This is a genomic window from Schinkia azotoformans LMG 9581, assembly GCF_000307855.1.
In the GTDB taxonomy this organism is placed as follows: domain Bacteria; phylum Bacillota; class Bacilli; order Bacillales; family Bacillaceae_J; genus Schinkia; species Schinkia azotoformans.
On sequence record NZ_AJLR01000119.1, the window covers coordinates 1 to 16323 of the forward strand.

The following is a 16323-nucleotide window of genomic DNA, read 5'->3' on the forward strand; positions in this document are numbered from 1 at the left end:
CAGAAATGCTGTTCTTTTTTTTGCTCTAACCATGTAATAAAGACTAATAAAGGATAATAAGCATCAATATTTGACAATAGGCTTAACCAACAAGGTAATAAATAAGGTTGTTAGGCTTTTTCCTTTTTCCTATAGACAGACACAAATAATTACTTTTCTCATAAAATAATAACAACTAACAGTTTTGGATATAGTATTTTGCCTATTCAAAATAGTGTATAAAATTTAAACTGATTGGCGATACTGAAACTGTGGAGGTGGACTGGATGGAATTAAACACAAATAAAAGTTCTGATGGGGAGACGTGCGTCATTTGCGAACAAAAGAAAGATAAGGGCATTCATATATATACGCAATTTATTTGTAATGAATGTGAGAAAGAATTAGTTTCAACGGAAACAAATGATGAAAAATACAAACATTTTTTAAATCAGATGCGGAAAATTACAGAGCCGATGCTAAATCTGAAATAGAACAGATCCATATTTGCATAGGGTCTGTTTTTTATTTAATATTAATAACGAATGAAAATGAAATGAGGCTCTCCGATGAATCAAGATTTACTTCCTCTATACAATGGTTTACTAAGCCATATTGAAACAAAACCAATCTCATTCCACGTACCTGGGCATAAAAGTGGAACAGTATTTCCACCGTTACCATCAGGTCATAACCTATTTCAGGAATTATTAAAAATAGATCAAACGGAGCTTGGGAATCTGGATGATTTGCATTCAGCTAGTGGGATTATAAAAGAGGCTGAGGATTTAACTGCTAAACTTTATAAAGTAACGAAAAGTTATTTCCTTGTCGGGGGATCTACAGCTGGCAATTTGGCTATGATACTATCAACCTGCGAACAGGGTGATAGTGTGCTTGTTCAACGTAATAGCCACAAGTCTGTTCTAAATGGTTTAAAATTGGCAGGTGTTCAGCCAGTTTTCCTATCGCCTGAATATGATAAAAATGGGCAATTTTCAACAAATGTTTCACGTGAAACAGTCGAAAAAGCAATAAAAATGTTTCCTGATGCCAAGGTGCTTATTTTGACTTCACCGAACTATTATGGCATGGTTTCTACAGAGCTCCAGCAAATAATAAATCTTGCCCATGCCAATGGATTAATAGTCCTTGTTGATGAAGCGCATGGGGCCCATTTAATACTTGGTGAACCGTTCCCACCTTCAGCTATACAACTGGGTGCAGACATTGTTGTTCAGTCGGCGCATAAAACATTGCCGGCGATGACGATGGGCTCATTTCTCCATTGTAATACTCATCATATCGATCTGGATAATTTACAATACTATTTGCAAGCCATTCAGTCCAGTAGTCCTTCTTATCCGATTATGGCATCATTAGATATAGCAAGGTATTACTTAGCCCAGATTACGGAAAGCGAAAAGGGGAAAATTGTCACGAGTATTAATAGTCTTCGACAACAGCTTTCAACCATTGACCAACTGAGTGTCCTACCCACTAATACTAAAGACAATAATTGCGACCCATTGAAGGTAATTGTTCAAACAAGATGCTCCCACTCCGGTTATGAATTACAAAAGGAATTCGAAAAGCAAGCCCTTTATACAGAGCTCGCAGACCCGTGGAATATTTTATTTGTTCTGCCTTTAGCTGCCATTGAAAATGGGTCAGCTATAATTGAAAAACTAAAAGTGGCTGTCGAGCACTTACCGGTTCAATTTGTCCAACAAAAAAATACATATAAAGCCTTAGATAAAAAGGAAGATAAAATTTCAACTCTAGCCATTCATTATAATGAAATGAAAAAGTTCAAAAAAGACAGAGTTCCGTTGCTTCAAACGAAAGATCATATTGCGGCTGTATCTGTTATTCCTTATCCGCCGGGGATCCCGTTGATCCTTGAAGGTGAAAAAATAACAAACTCACATATTAACCAGCTTCTAGAGTTACTAAATGCAGGTGCTTATCTTCAAAATCATAGAGATATTTTGGGAAATGGACTTGAAGTTTTTAAATAAGATTTATATGAAAACATGCCAGCCATTAAAAAATTAGGGTAAAATAAGTGTGGATAATATATTTTAAACTAGAATTGTAAGTGGAGGAAAAAAAATGAGTTATCTCATAACTCTCGAAGGTGTCGAGGGATCAGGAAAATCCACATTAATTAATTATGTTAAGGATTTTCTTGAATATAGAGGGAAAAGTATTGTTGTTACAAGAGAACCAGGAGGAATTGATATAGCTGAACAAATTCGCTCAGTTATTTTAGATAAAAAGAATACTAAAATGGATGGTCGAACTGAGGCGCTCCTCTATGCTGCAGCAAGAAGACAGCATTTAGTGGAAAAGATTATTCCCTCACTAAATGAAGATAAAATTGTATTATGTGATCGTTTTATCGACAGTAGTTTGGCCTATCAAGGATATGCTCGAGGGTTAGGGATTGACGAGGTTCTTTCGATTAATGAATTTGCTATTGGAAATTTTATGCCGAATTTAACCTTGTATTTAGACCTTGATCCTGAGGTTGGATTAAGTAGAATTCGAAAAAATAAAGAAAGAGAAGTAAATAGGTTAGATTTAGAGGAAATGAACTTTCACAATAAGGTGAAAGAGGGATATGAGGAAGTTTTGGTGAAATTCCCTAATAGAATTGTAAGAATAGATGCTAATCAAGAAATTGAGAATGTATTTTCGGAGATTAAAAAGGTATTAATAGATAAAATAATGTGGTGATCGTATATGCAAACATGGGAACAACTGCAGGAAACACAGCCCAATGTAGTGAGGATGCTGAAAAATAGTATATTGAAAAACCGGATTGCGCATGCCTATTTATTTGAGGGCGGTCGTGGAACAGGTAAAAAAGCTGTCGGCATTCAGCTCGCCAAAAGCTTTTTTTGCATAAATAAAACGGGTGCTGAACCATGCAATTCCTGTATTGAATGCAAGAGGATCGAATCAGGCAATCATCCTGATGTCCATTTCCTATCACCGGACGGTTTATCGTTAAAAAAAGAACAAATAAAAGATTTGCAGAGAGAATTTTCAAAGAAGAGTGTAGAATCAAAGGGGAAAATCTATTTAATTGAACATGCTGATAAAATGACAAATCAAGCAGCCAATAGTTTATTAAAGTTTTTAGAGGAACCAGATGGACAAACTATTGCCATTTTGTTAACAGAACAGGTTCAGCAAATACTGCCAACGATCTTATCCAGATGTCAAATTTTGAATTTTCAACCATTAACGGCAGATTTACTTTTACAAAAACTGCTACAACAAGGTGTCCCTGCTCATTTAGGAAAAATTGTTGCCTCTCTTACCAATAATATTAATGAAGCACTTGCTATAATTTCAGACGATTGGTTTGCACAAGCCCGAAACATAGTGATACAATTAAATGAGGTCCTTTTAAAGAGGGGTCATCATGCTTTATTATTTTTACATGAAAATTGGCTGTCACACTTTAAGGAAAAAGAACAGCTTAGTGTAGGTTTGGATTTATTATTATTATGGTTTAAAGACCTTTTGTATATCCAAATAGGTGAAGAAAATAGTTTAATTTATATAGATCAAAAGGAGTTGCTTGAGGCACAATCTATGCGTTTTTCTCAAAAGAAAATCGTAGACGATTTAACCGTTATTTTAGAGGCAAAGAAGCGGTTAAATGCCAATGTCAATCCTTCATTATTAATGGAGCAGCTGATACTGAAGTTGCAGGAGGGATAATGCTTGTATGAGGTAGTAGGAGTACGCTTTAAAAAGGCGGGTAAAATATATTATTTTGATCCAGGAGAAATAAAGATCGAAAGAGGATCATACGTTATCGTTGAAACTGTTCGGGGAGTTGAGTTTGGAAAGGCTGTCATCGCACAAAAAACTGTTGATGAAAATGATATCGTTTTACCCTTAAAGAAGGTCATTCGCCTTGCGGATGAAAACGATATAAGAAATGTTGAAGAAAATAAAAAAGAAGCAAAAGAAGCATATGAAGCCTGCACGAAAAAAATAGTAGAGCATGGATTAGATATGAAGCTAGTAGACGTAGAATATACGTTTGATAGAAATAAGATTATCTTCTATTTTACAGCAGATGGTCGCATCGATTTTCGTGAATTAGTTAAGGATTTAGCAGCTATCTTTAGGACAAGAATCGAACTCCGTCAAATCGGTGTTCGCGATGAGGCAAAGTTGCTCGGCGGAATCGGGCCGTGTGGAAGAATGCTTTGCTGTTCTACGTTTCTAGGCGATTTCGACCCGGTATCTATAAAAATGGCAAAGGATCAAAACTTGTCATTAAATCCAGCCAAAATTTCTGGACTTTGCGGACGACTTATGTGTTGCTTGAAATATGAAAACGATGACTATGAGACTGCAAAAGCAGAGTTACCAGACTTAGGGGACCCTATTCATACACCGCAAGGAGACGGCAAGGTAGTCGGTTTGAACATATTGGAAGGTGTTATCCAAGTTGAATTGACTGAACTTGAGCGTGTAGTAGAATATACAATTGATGAATTAATGGAGCAAGGGACCGTGTCGTTTTAGCCCACAAAAATAGAGGTGCATTCAAGTGGACAAAAAACAATTATTTGATCAGGCGATTGAAATAGAAGAACAAATCGGTCGATTATATAAACAATTAGGTGAATTTAAAGCACAGCTTGCAGAGTTGCTTGAGGAAAACCACCATTTAAAAATGGAAAATCATCACCTAAGACAACGGTTTGAAAAAGAGGACGAACCGAAGCAAAAAGAAACGAAAAGAAAGACGAACAAGAAGGAAAAGTCAGAGTCATTGGCGGATATTGGGGAAGGATATGATAACCTCGCTCGACTTTATCAAGAGGGATTCCATATTTGCAATGTTCACTATGGGTCTTTGCGAAAAGATGGCGACTGCCTGTTTTGTTTATCGTTTTTAAATAAAAAATAGGCGTAGAGGCTGACTCAGGAACAAAGAGTCAGCCTCATTTCTATATAAGGAAGGGTATTTACATATATGGTTGAATTACATGGAGATGAACGTTTAGATTATTTGTTGGATGAGCGGATGAAAATTATCCAAAGCCCGTCTGTCTTTAATTTTTCATTGGATGCCGTGCTATTGGCAAATTTCGTTTACGTTCCGATACAAAAAGGAACTTTGCTTGATTTATGTACAGGCAATGCCGTTATTCCACTGCTTCTAAGTGAACGCACAAAGGGTACAATCACAGGGGTGGAAATTCAGGAGCGCATCTATGATATGGCTGTAAGAAGTATTCAGTACAATCATTTAGAGGACCGCATATCGGTTATTCATGGTGACATTAACGATATACCTGAGGTATTGGGGAATGCCGGGTTTGATGTTGTGACTTGTAACCCGCCTTATTTTCCAACACCGAGTGAAACAGAATATAACGAAAACCCGCATCTGGCTATTGCCCGTCATGAAATTTATTGTACTCTTGAGGATGTTGTTAGGGTGTCAAGCGGGCTTGTTCGACACGGTGGCAAGGTAGCTTTTGTTCACCGCCCCGAGAGGCTGCTTGATATTGTCACTTTAATGAGACAATATAAAATAGAACCGAAGCGAATGCGTCTCGTTTATCCTAAAGCGGGGAAGGAAGCTAATACATTGTTAGTTGAGGGTATAAAATACGGGAAGGCAGGATTAAAAATATTGCCCCCTCTTTATGTGTATAAAGAAAATAATGAGTACACAGAGGAGATGTTAGAAATCTTATATGGAGAAAGATAAGCATTATGTTTATATTTTGGAATGTAGTGATGGCTCGTATTATACGGGCTATACGAATAATTTAGAAAAAAGGCTTGAAATGCACCAAACGGGTAAGGGTGCGAAATATACAAGAGGACGTACGCCAGTCCAACTTTTATTTTCAGAAGTGTATGAGTCTAAAACGGAAGCCATGCAGGAGGAATATCGGGTCAAGCAATTAACGAGAAAACAAAAAGAGGAGTATATTTATGAGAACGCAGCAAAAAAGCTTTAGTGAATCAAATGCCGGGTTGCTTTATTTAGTGCCAACCCCAATCGGCAATTTAGAGGATATGACCTTTCGCGCCATTCGTATTTTAAAGGAAGCTAATTTAATTGCTGCTGAAGATACGAGGCAAACGGTCAAGCTTCTGAATCATTTTGAAATTTCAACACCGTTGACAAGCTACCATGAACATAATAAGCGGGAAAGCGGCGCTAAACTTCTTGAAGAAATAAAGAATGGAAAAACAATTGCTTTAGTTAGTGACGCGGGGATGCCGGCCATTTCCGATCCGGGCTACGATTTAGTTGTCGCAGCATTGGAGGAAAATATCGCCGTTATTGCCCTTCCTGGTGCCAATGCGGCGCTAACAGCTCTCATTGCTTCCGGACTTCCAACCGATCACTTCTATTATTATGGGTTTTTACCACGGGGAAAAAAGGAAAGAACGGCAGAGCTGGAACGGCTAAAGGAAATGCTGGATCCAATGATCTTTTATGAAGCCCCACATCGCTTGAAGGAAACACTCACTGCAATTGAAAAGGTGTGGGGAAGCAATCGTAGAGCAACTCTTTCAAGAGAATTAACAAAGAAGTTTGAGGAATACATAAGAGGGACGGTGGGCGAACTTATCGAGTGGGCGGATGAGGAAACGATTCGTGGTGAATTTTGCATCATTATTGAAGGGGCAAATAGCGCCGAAATTTCGGAAAAACATATTTGGTGGGAAGAATTGCAGATTAAAGAGCATGTAGAGCATTATATTGAAAAAGAGGGATTGCGGTCTAAAGAGGCGATCAAACGTGTTGCAGATGAGCGGGGAATACCGAAAAGAGAAGTATACCAATTGTTTCATATTGAAGGATAAATTTAAGATGTAAGTGTGCAATAAAAAAGAGGCTATAGTTAGCCTCTTTTGAATTAATTATCATTATTTTGCAACGGCAAGGTTTTCTTGAAGTTCTTTTAATAACAATTCTGCACCTTCGCGGCTTAGTACAATTTTACCATTGGCAAGAGCAAAGTTGTGATCAGATACTTCTCCAGTAATGCTGCAAGTCATATTAGGCTTATATTTTTTTAAAACGATACGATCATCGTCAACATATATCTCAAGTGAGTCTTTTTCCGCAATACCTAAAGTACGGCGTAATTCAATTGGAATTACAACTCGACCTAATTCATCAACTTTACGAACAATTCCAGTAGATTTCATGTAAGCATTTCTCCCTTTAATAATATAGTATATCTTTATTTATAATTCGTCATGTTTCGACAAATTTCATCCGTTTTCATCATAACAAGTTTTCCAGAAGTAGTCAATTATTGTTTATGTAAAAAAGTGTAGAATTTATAAGAAAATGTATTTTTTTGCATTTTAAATATTGATGTATTAACTTTCTTTATTAGTACTATTTAAATAGTTAATACCAATACTTTTACATTTAATTACCTTTTTTCAAAAAAATGTTTTTTTCTTTTATTATAAAAATAACGACAAAATTCTACAAGGGTTTTTGACAAAAAAATTAGGGCCAGGTGCAATCTTGACTCATAATATTTGATTAGGTATATTTTGGAGATGGTATAATAGATAGTACGAATACAGTTAGGTCTAAGAGGGGGTCATTTAGTTGAGTGAAAAAAAATCATTTTATCTTACAACACCAATTTATTATCCAAGCGACAAATTACATATAGGACATGCTTATACAACGGTAGCTGGGGATGCGATGGCACGCTATAAACGCCTACGAGGTTACGATGTTATGTATTTAACAGGTACTGACGAACATGGACAAAAAATCCAAAGAAAGGCTGAGGAAAAAGGGGTTAGCCCACAACAATTCGTTGATAATATTGTGTCAGGAATTAAAGATTTATGGCAAAAGCTTGATATTTCTTATGATGATTTTATAAGAACAACAGAAGATCGCCATAAGAAAACTGTCGAAAAGATATTTGCAAAGCTCGTTGAACAAGGTGACATCTATTTAGATCAGTACGAAGGATGGTATTGTACACCATGTGAATCTTTCTTTACTGAGCGTCAAATTGAGGGAGGCAATTGCCCAGACTGTGGTCGTCCTGTTGAAAAGGTGAAGGAAGAGTCTTACTTTTTCAAAATGAGTAAATATGTTGATCGCTTATTGCAATATTACGAAGAAAATCCCGAATTTATCCAACCGGAATCTCGCAAAAATGAAATGATTAACAATTTTATTAAGCCAGGCTTAGAGGACTTGGCGGTATCAAGAACAACATTTGACTGGGGCATTAAAGTACCTGGTGATCCAAAGCATGTTATTTATGTATGGATTGATGCGTTATCAAATTATATTACTGCCTTAGGTTATGATACGGAAAATGATGAAAAATATCAAAAATATTGGCCTGCAGATGTTCATTTAGTTGGTAAAGAAATCGTTCGTTTCCATACCATTTATTGGCCAATCATGTTAATGGCTTTAGGAGTACCGCTTCCTAAGAAAGTTTTTGCCCATGGCTGGCTATTAATGAAGGATGGAAAAATGTCGAAATCAAAAGGAAATGTCATCGATCCGGTCACATTAATTGATCGCTATGGGTTGGATGCACTCCGTTATTACCTGCTTCGTGAAGTTCCATTCGGATCAGATGGTGTCTTCACACCGGAAGGTTTTGTAGACCGTATTAATTTTGACTTAGCAAACGATTTAGGAAACTTATTGAATCGTACAGTAGCTATGATTGATAAATATTTTGGCGGAGAAATTCCACAGTATGACGGGCAAGTAACGGAATTCGACGGAATTCTAGAAAATACCGCAAAAGAAACGGTTGAAAAAGTTGAAAATGCAATGGAAAAAATGGAGTTTTCCGTCGCATTAACAGCTATTTGGCAGCTAGTCAGCCGCACAAATAAATATATTGATGAAACACAGCCATGGACACTTGCTAAAGATGAAAGCAAAAAAGCCCATTTAGCGTCCGTAATGTATCATTTAGCAGAGTCATTACGATATAGTTCCATTATGCTGCAGCCGTTTTTAACGAGAGCACCAAAGAAAATTTGGGAGCAATTAGGCGTGAGCGGCGAGAAGTTGACTGCTTGGAATAGTCTCTATCAATTTGGTTTAATCCCGAGCGGCACAAAAGTACAAAAAGGCGAGCCAATCTTCCCACGTCTTGAAACAGAAAAAGAAGTGGCAGCAATTAAAGAGGATATGCAGCCACCAGCACAAGCCGTGCCGTCAGAGCCTGCAGCTGCTAATGGGAATGAAGCGGGTTCGGAGCAGGCAGTTCCTGAAGTTGAAGAAATCACAATTGATGACTTTGGAAAGGTTGAGCTTCGTGTTGCCGAGGTCATTCAAGCTGAAAATGTCAAAAAGGCAGACAAGCTGTTAAAGCTTCAATTAGACTTAGGCTATGAAAAGCGCCAAGTTGTTTCCGGTATTGCCGAATATTACAAACCAGAGGAATTAACTGGCCAAAAAGTAATCTGTGTAACCAACCTAAAACCAGTCAAACTTCGCGGCGAGCTGTCACAAGGCATGATCCTTGCCGGAAAGGACAATGGAAAGTTAAAGCTTGCTACAATTGATGCAAGCATTCCCAATGGTACAAAAATAAAATAAGCTTCAAGGGAGTTTTTTTATGTTGTTTGATACCCATGTTCATCTCAATGCAAGGCAATTTGCCGATGATGAAGCAGAAGTTATAGAGCGTGCACTTTCAGAAGGTGTCTCCCACATGGTCGTTGTCGGATTTGATAAAGAGACTATTGAAGGTGCAATTAGAATCGCGGAACAGCATGATTTTATCTATGCATCAATCGGCTGGCATCCGGTTGATGCTATTGATATGAAGGAAGAAGATTTGGAGTGGATTGAGGGGTTGGCCAGTCATCCAAAGGTTGTTGCTCTTGGTGAAATGGGCTTGGATTATTACTGGGATAAATCACCAAAAGACATCCAAAAGGAAGTATTTCGTAAACAAATACGCTTAGCGAAAAAGTTAAAACTGCCAATTATCATCCATAACCGTGAAGCAACACAGGATATTGTCGATATTCTGAAAGAAGAGGAAGCAGGCGAAGTGGGCGGTATTATGCATTGCTTTAGCGGAAGCCTTGAAACAGCTATGGAATGCATCGCCATGAATTTTTATATCTCCCTTGGTGGCCCAGTTACTTTTAAAAATGCCAAAAAGCCAAAGGAAGTAGCTACCGAACTTCCACTAGAGAAGCTACTCATCGAAACGGATTGCCCGTATTTAACACCGCATCCGTATCGCGGCAAAAGAAATGAACCAGCTTATGTCAAATTAGTTGCCGAGCAAATTGCTGAGTTGAAGGGCATACCTTTCGAGGAAGTAGCCCGTCAAACAACGGAAAATGCGAAAAAGGCGTTTGGAATTTCATAAATTGTCGAAAGGGCTGTCTCTCAAGTGGGACAGTCCCTTTTTTCATTAACTTTATCTCAGTCGTCGTCCTCCAGTTTTTTTGTCGCTTAACGGGCACTTCCGCTTTTCTATCGAATAATGTTGTCGATATTTTTGGGTGGATTTCCTAAAGAAAAAAGCTTTATAATGTGAAACGATAGACAAAGTGAACATGTCTTAGAATTTGTCAAGAGTAGGTGGGGTGGTAAATTATAGTTGACAACTTGAGAAGGGCTCTTATATAATCACTCCGAGAAGGAGGCAAATTATGCTGAAATCGAAAAAGATGATAGTTGCCTTGTCTAGTATTCTAGCTATTATACTAATAGCGGTACTATCGTACGAGGGAACTAAGCAGCCGGTAACGGTTGTATTAGACGGGAAAGAGGAAACGGTACGAACCCATGCCGAGACGGTAAAAGAGCTTTTGGCAGAGCTTAATTTAGAAGTCTTGGAGCAGGATCGGGTCACGCCTTCGCTGGATTCACCGATAATGAAAAACGGGAGAGTTTCGTGGGACCCAGCCAAGCCTATTAGATTGATAGCCTGGGGGAAAGAAGAGACAGTTTGGTCGGCAGCTAAAACTGTAGGGGATTTTATAAATGAGCAAAATATTAAGTTAAGTGAACACGATAGAATTAGTCCAAGTAGGGATACAGAGCTAGATCAAAAAACAGAAATAGTCATAGATACTGCTTTTCTTGTAACAATCAAAGATAAAAATGAGGAGAAGCCAGTTTGGACCACTTCGACTACGGTCGTTGACCTTTTGAAGCACCAAGAAATTAAACTTAATGAACTTGACCGCGTTGAGCCAGAAGCTAGCACTCAAGTCACAGAAAATATGGTTGTTAATGTTATACGCGTAGAAAAGGTCACCGATGTGGTGGAAGCACCAGTTGATTTTGCAGTTGTAACTCGAAAAGATTCATCCCTACCAAAAGGTGTAGAAAAGGTAGTCGATAAAGGGGAAAAAGGTTTGGAAAAGCAAACCTTTGAAGTAGTCCTTGAAAATGGCAAGGAAGTTTCAAGAAAGCTGCTAAGTACTGAAAAAGTTAGAGATAGTAAAGATAAAATCGTTGCTTTAGGTACAAAACCAATTAAACAACAAGCGGCCCGTGGTTATGATGGTCCCTCGACAAAGGAATTTTATGTCCAAGCTACCGCTTATACCGCTTATTGTAACGGATGCTCCGGGAAGACCTCAAGCGGCATTAATTTGAGAGAAAATCCAGATGCAAAAGTTATTGCAGTTGATCCTAGTGTCATTCCATTAGGTACAAAAGTATGGGTGGAAGGCTATGGTCATGCGATCGCTGCAGATACCGGCGGCTCCATTAAAGGGAATAAAATTGATCTTTTTATTCCTGATCAAAAAACTGTAGACGGATATGGTCGTAAAACGGTTTTAATTAAAATCTTAGAATAAACAGAATAGCATCTTCGATTTTCACAGGGGATAAACTCCTCTGTGTTTTTTGTTTTTAATTAGCTTATACTTATACATATAAAGAGACGTTAAACGAGCATTAAAAGTTTCAGATTTTTGAGAGGAAAAATAAAAAAATGGAAAAAATCAAAGAAATTATTGTGGTTGAAGGAAAAGATGATACTGTTCGGGTAAAAAGAGCTGTTCAAGCAGATACGATTGAAACAAATGGCTCTGAAATAAGTGAGACGACGATTGAACAAATTCGACTTGCCCAAAACCAGCGGGGTGTCATTATTTTTACTGACCCAGACTATCCTGGGGAACGAATCCGGAAAATCATATCTGAAAAGGTACCGGGGTGTAAGCATGCCTTTTTGCCCCGTCACGAGGCAATCCCTAAAAAGGGCAAAGGCCTTGGTGTCGAACATGCTTCAATTGAAGCTATTCAAACGGCTTTAAGGGCGGTACAGCAGGAAATGATTAATGTAAGGGAGGAAATTACTCAAGAGGATTTAATTGAAGCTGGTTTAATTGGGGAGGACCGATCCAAGGAAAGAAGAGAAAAGCTTGGGATGATCTTAAAAATAGGGTATACGAACGGGAAACAGCTTCATAAGCGTTTAAATATGTTTCAAATTACGAAAACGGCATTTTTAGAGGCTGTTGTTCAAGTGTTACAGGAGGAAACGGAATGATGAAGGACATTGCAACACCGGTACGAACGAAGGCAATTTTGGAAAAGTACGGGTTTTCTTTCAAGAAAAGCTTAGGACAGAACTTTTTAATTGACTTAAATATTTTAAACCGAATTGTTGATTTTGCCGAGTTGACTGTGAACAGTGGTGCTATTGAAATTGGACCTGGAATTGGGGCGTTAACGGAGCAATTGGCAAAGCGGGCAAAGAAAGTAGTCGCCTTTGAAATTGACCAACGGTTGCTGCCGATTTTAAAAGAAACGCTTGAACCTTATCCGCATGTGAAGGTTATTCATGAGGATGTTCTAAAAGCAAATGTGAACCAAGTCATTACAGAGGAATTTGGGGAAGATCAGGATTTAATGGTTGTAGCCAATCTCCCTTATTATGTGACAACGCCAATCATTATGAAGCTTTTGACCGATCAATTGCCGATACGGGGAATTGTTTGTATGCTTCAAAAGGAAGTCGCTGACCGAATAGCAGCCGCCCCTGGTACAAAGGACTACGGCTCCTTATCAATAGCCATCCAATATTATACGGAGGCAAAAACGGTTATGATTGTACCGAAAACTGTTTTTATACCGCAGCCGAATATTGACTCTGCTGTTATTCGGTTAACAAAAAGACCGGAACCGGCTGTTAAGGTTACAGATGAAGAGTTTTTCTTCACGGTTGTCCGGGCTAGCTTTGCACAGCGGCGAAAAACCATCTTTAATAATTTATCAAGCCACTTCGCTCAAACGATTGAAAAGAAGAATATTGAAAAGGCCCTTCATGCCGCTGGAATTGATCCAAAAAGGCGAGGAGAAACATTAAGTATAGAAGAGTTCGGAAGATTAAGTGATGAGCTTGTATCCCATCTGGACGTAAATAAAGCAAAGCGCATTTGATTCACGTTTTTCCCCTTGGATACATAGGTTATAGAGACAATGTATCTGCCCCATGTGAGGAGGGGAAATATGGATATCGAGGTGGGAGATTTAGTAACCCGCAAATCTTATAAGCAGGATTTACTTTTCCGGGTGACGGAAATAAATAACAACATAGCTATATTATTAGGCGAGGATGTTAGGCTTATTGCTGATGCACCGATTTCTGATTTATTAATTATAGACGATAAAGAATATAAATCACGACAGAAGAAGGAAAAGGAAAAAGTAGATAAATCCAACTGGCTATTCCGCCAGGATTATAATTTAATTCGCCAAAGAAATGAATATCATGCCTCGAGCGGCTACAGTCATAGTGAATCTTACTTTCAAATGCCCGGCCGTGTGTTGCATCTGGATGGCGATCCTGTTTATTTACAAAAGTGCCGCACATTATATGAACGTCTGGGTGTTCCGATATATGGCGTCCATATGAGTGAAAAAGAAATGCCGGAGCGGGTTGGCAGGTTAATTGAGCAAATGCGACCCGATATACTAGTTGTAACCGGGCACGATGCTTATCTTAAATCAAAAGGTAAGATAAGTGATTTAAAAGCATACCGCCACTCGCGCTACTTTGCCCAAACCGTCTATGAAGCGAGAAAAAAGGTTCCACATCTTGATCAGCTTGTTATTTTTGCGGGGGCATGCCAATCACACTTTGAATCATTAATCAAAGCTGGAGCCAATTTCGCAAGCTCACCGACACGGATTAATATTCACGCCCTTGATCCGGTATATATTGTAGCTAAAATCAGCTATACGCCGATCAAGGATCATATTAATGTGTGGGATGTACTTCGAAATACCTTAACAGGTGAAAAAGGGTTAGGTGGAGTGGAAACAAGAGGATTACTTCGAATTGGAATGCCATATAATATATCGGATTATGAATAAAGCTGTCTTTAAAGTAAAGCATACAGGTGGAAATGAATATTTACTTATTTTGTGAATATAATTTTCTTGTTTGTGCTTCATACTTTAAAGGCAGCTTTTATTATTTAAAAATTAAGGCGAATTATACATAAAATTGTCAAACTGAGGAAAAATAATATTATGTTCAAAAAAAAATCTACTATTGAATCAAAAACCCATTGACAGTAAAAAGGTGTCACTGATATAATTTTAGTTTTATTTGACTGAAATGGCGATTGGTGATATACTATACATAGTGAGGTGGAACGAATGGGAAAAACTTTGTTAGACATTAAACGCATTCTTGATAATAATCTTGGGAAGCGCCTGACACTAAAAGCAAATGGTGGGCGCCGCAAGACGATTGAAAGGTCTGGAGTTTTAGCTGAAACGTATCCTTCTGTTTTTATTATTGAATTAGATCAACAAGAAAATTCATTTGAACGGGTTTCTTATAGTTACGCTGATGTTTTAACTGAAACAGTCGAATTAACATTTTTTGATGAAAATACAGGAAGTATCGCAATAAACGGACAGTAGAAATACTGTCCGTTGTTTTTTGAATTACTTATGCATAACATCCTAATACTAAGATTGTCGCAGTTTTAGGAGGGAGTATTCATTATGAGCAGAAGAAGGGGCTTAATGTCTCAACAGTTTAAGGATGAACTCGCAAAGGAACTTGGATTTTATGATACTGTTCAAGCTGAAGGCTGGGGTGGAATAACAGCAAGACAAGCCGGAAGCATGGTAAAGCGCGCTGTTGAAATTGCACAACATAGTTTAGTAAATCAACAAGAACAGTAAATTCGCGTTCTAAAAAAACGACTAAAACACTGCGATAACCGGGGCTAATTTTAGCTTCGGTTTTTTTTTCGATAAAAATGGTTATACTATCTGTTTATGATACAATATACAAGATATTAACTTCATTTAGTAGGTCTGGCACTTGCTGTAAGTGGCTAGACGAGTTTAGTAGGTGATAAGTAGGATGGGCAATCGAATTTTAGTAAAAGCGCCGGCAAAAATCAATTTATCGTTAGATGTTTTACACAAAAGAGACGATGGTTTTCATGAAGTTAAAATGATCATGACTACAATCGACTTGGCTGATCGGATTGAATTAGATGAGCTTCAGGATGATAAAATAACGATAGTCTCGCAAAACCGTTTTGTACCGGATGATGATCGGAATTTAGCCTATCAGGCAGCAAAGTTATTGAAAGAGCGTTTTGCTGTGAAAAAGGGTGTTTCCATTTCAATCTCGAAGATCATTCCTGTAGCTGCTGGTTTGGCAGGGGGAAGTAGTGATGCAGCGGCAACACTAAGAGGCTTAAATAAGCTGTGGAACTTAGGACTATCAATTGATAAATTAGCTGAAATCGGTGCGGAAATTGGCTCCGACGTTTCTTTCTGTGTATATGGAGGAACGGCTATTGCGACAGGTCGTGGTGAGAAAATTGAGCATATTTCTTCCCCACCGCCATGCTGGGTTATTCTTGCGAAACCAACGATTGGGGTATCTACTGCTGATGTTTACCGGAATTTAAAATTGGATCAAGTAGAGCACCCAAATATCGATGCTATGGTACAAGCTATTCATAATCATGATTTTAAAGGAATCTGTACTAACGTTGGAAATGTATTGGAAAGCGTCACCTTAAAAATGCATCCCGAGGTTAACCATATAAAAATGCAGATGCAGCGCTTTGGGGCAGATGCGGTATTAATGAGCGGCAGTGGACCAACTGTTTATGGTCTCGTTCAATATCAATCAAGACTACAACGAATTTACAATGGTTTAAGGGGTTTCTGTGATCAAGTATACGCAGTTCGTTTATTAGGTAACAGAAACGAAAGTTAACTTGTTTCTCACTGTCTAGCTCCAGCGCCTATCGCCTAGCAAACTTCAGGTCTCCTCCCTACGATAAGTCAACTAAGAATTGCTA

General features: G+C 38.2%; 19 protein-coding genes. 18 read left to right on the forward strand and 1 reads right to left on the reverse strand.

The annotated features are described in order from the left end of the window. Nucleotides 1–266: 266 nt before the first annotated feature. The 9 genes from BAZO_RS13500 to rsmI all read left to right on the forward strand — a co-directional run bounded on the left by BAZO_RS13500 (nucleotide 267) and on the right by rsmI (nucleotide 6846). On the forward strand, nucleotides 267–473 hold the full coding sequence (locus tag BAZO_RS13500) for a sigma factor G inhibitor Gin (protein ID WP_003332126.1): 207 nt from the start codon (nucleotides 267–269) through the stop codon (nucleotides 471–473). Between the two features lie 75 nt (nucleotides 474–548). Then, on the forward strand, nucleotides 549–2000 hold the full coding sequence (locus BAZO_RS13505) for an aminotransferase class I/II-fold pyridoxal phosphate-dependent enzyme (RefSeq protein WP_003332127.1): 1452 nt from the start codon (nucleotides 549–551) through the stop codon (nucleotides 1998–2000). Between the two features lie 94 nt (nucleotides 2001–2094). Beyond that, nucleotides 2095–2721 (forward strand): dTMP kinase, encoded by a 627-nt coding sequence (tmk, locus tag BAZO_RS13510; RefSeq protein WP_003332128.1) that lies wholly within the window; start codon nucleotides 2095–2097, stop codon nucleotides 2719–2721. Between the two features lie 6 nt (nucleotides 2722–2727). Beyond that, nucleotides 2728–3717 carry a DNA polymerase III subunit delta' gene (holB, locus tag BAZO_RS13515; RefSeq protein WP_003332129.1) on the forward strand — a complete coding sequence of 330 codons (990 nt, stop codon included), beginning with the start codon at nucleotides 2728–2730 and terminating at the stop codon, nucleotides 3715–3717. A 3-nt stretch (nucleotides 3718–3720) separates the two neighbouring features. After that, nucleotides 3721–4536 (forward strand): PSP1 domain-containing protein, encoded by an 816-nt coding sequence (locus tag BAZO_RS13520; protein WP_003332131.1) that lies wholly within the window; start codon nucleotides 3721–3723, stop codon nucleotides 4534–4536. Nucleotides 4537–4561: 25 nt separating this feature from the next. Then, entirely contained in the window at nucleotides 4562–4924 is a 363-nt protein-coding gene (yabA, locus tag BAZO_RS13525) for a DNA replication initiation control protein YabA (protein ID WP_003332132.1), read from the forward strand. Nucleotides 4925–4990: 66 nt separating this feature from the next. Beyond that, nucleotides 4991–5734 (forward strand): tRNA1(Val) (adenine(37)-N6)-methyltransferase, encoded by a 744-nt coding sequence (locus tag BAZO_RS13530; RefSeq protein ID WP_003332133.1) that lies wholly within the window; start codon nucleotides 4991–4993, stop codon nucleotides 5732–5734. Next, nucleotides 5721–5990 (forward strand): GIY-YIG nuclease family protein, encoded by a 270-nt coding sequence (locus tag BAZO_RS13535; protein WP_003332134.1) that lies wholly within the window; start codon nucleotides 5721–5723, stop codon nucleotides 5988–5990. Before BAZO_RS13530 ends, BAZO_RS13535 begins: the two co-directional genes overlap by 14 nt. Next, complete coding sequence (rsmI, locus tag BAZO_RS13540; protein WP_003332135.1) at nucleotides 5965–6846, forward strand: 16S rRNA (cytidine(1402)-2'-O)-methyltransferase; 882 nt, start codon at nucleotides 5965–5967, stop codon at nucleotides 6844–6846. The genes BAZO_RS13535 and rsmI overlap by 26 nt, the downstream gene beginning before the upstream one ends. Before the next feature lie 63 nt (nucleotides 6847–6909). Here the strand turns inward: rsmI and BAZO_RS13545 are convergent, their stop codons facing one another. Next, nucleotides 6910–7194, reverse strand: coding sequence for an AbrB/MazE/SpoVT family DNA-binding domain-containing protein (locus BAZO_RS13545; RefSeq protein ID WP_003332136.1), 285 nt, complete (start codon nucleotides 7192–7194; stop codon nucleotides 6910–6912). A 418-nt stretch (nucleotides 7195–7612) separates the two neighbouring features. Between BAZO_RS13545 and metG the strand changes: the two genes are divergently transcribed. The 9 genes from metG (at nucleotide 7613) to ispE (ending at nucleotide 16238) form a co-directional block, all read left to right on the forward strand. Then, on the forward strand, nucleotides 7613–9595 hold the full coding sequence (metG, locus tag BAZO_RS13550; RefSeq protein WP_003332137.1) for a methionine--tRNA ligase: 1983 nt from the start codon (nucleotides 7613–7615) through the stop codon (nucleotides 9593–9595). Between the two features lie 19 nt (nucleotides 9596–9614). Next, nucleotides 9615–10382, forward strand: a complete 768-nt coding sequence (locus BAZO_RS13555) for a TatD family hydrolase (protein ID WP_003332138.1) — start codon at nucleotides 9615–9617, stop codon at nucleotides 10380–10382. Between the two features lie 286 nt (nucleotides 10383–10668). Next, nucleotides 10669–11829, forward strand: coding sequence for a G5 and 3D domain-containing protein (locus tag BAZO_RS23085; protein WP_003332139.1), 1161 nt, complete (start codon nucleotides 10669–10671; stop codon nucleotides 11827–11829). Nucleotides 11830–11966: 137 nt separating this feature from the next. After that, nucleotides 11967–12527: a ribonuclease M5 gene (rnmV, locus tag BAZO_RS13565; protein ID WP_003332140.1), complete on the forward strand. Its 561-nt coding sequence runs from the start codon at nucleotides 11967–11969 to the stop codon at nucleotides 12525–12527. Further along, entirely contained in the window at nucleotides 12524–13420 is an 897-nt protein-coding gene (rsmA, locus tag BAZO_RS13570) for a 16S rRNA (adenine(1518)-N(6)/adenine(1519)-N(6))-dimethyltransferase RsmA (RefSeq protein ID WP_003332141.1), read from the forward strand. Before rnmV ends, rsmA begins: the two co-directional genes overlap by 4 nt. A 69-nt stretch (nucleotides 13421–13489) precedes the next feature. Continuing rightward, nucleotides 13490–14356, forward strand: a complete 867-nt coding sequence (gene yabG / locus BAZO_RS13575) for a sporulation peptidase YabG (RefSeq protein ID WP_003332143.1) — start codon at nucleotides 13490–13492, stop codon at nucleotides 14354–14356. A gap of 288 nt (nucleotides 14357–14644) precedes the next feature. Next, entirely contained in the window at nucleotides 14645–14914 is a 270-nt protein-coding gene (gene veg / locus BAZO_RS13580; protein WP_003332144.1) for a biofilm formation stimulator Veg, read from the forward strand. An 84-nt stretch (nucleotides 14915–14998) separates the two neighbouring features. Next, nucleotides 14999–15181, forward strand: a complete 183-nt coding sequence (locus BAZO_RS13585) for a small, acid-soluble spore protein, alpha/beta type (protein WP_003332145.1) — start codon at nucleotides 14999–15001, stop codon at nucleotides 15179–15181. Between the two features lie 184 nt (nucleotides 15182–15365). Next, on the forward strand, nucleotides 15366–16238 hold the full coding sequence (gene ispE, locus BAZO_RS13590) for a 4-(cytidine 5'-diphospho)-2-C-methyl-D-erythritol kinase (protein WP_003332146.1): 873 nt from the start codon (nucleotides 15366–15368) through the stop codon (nucleotides 16236–16238). Nucleotides 16239–16323 lie beyond the last annotated feature (85 nt).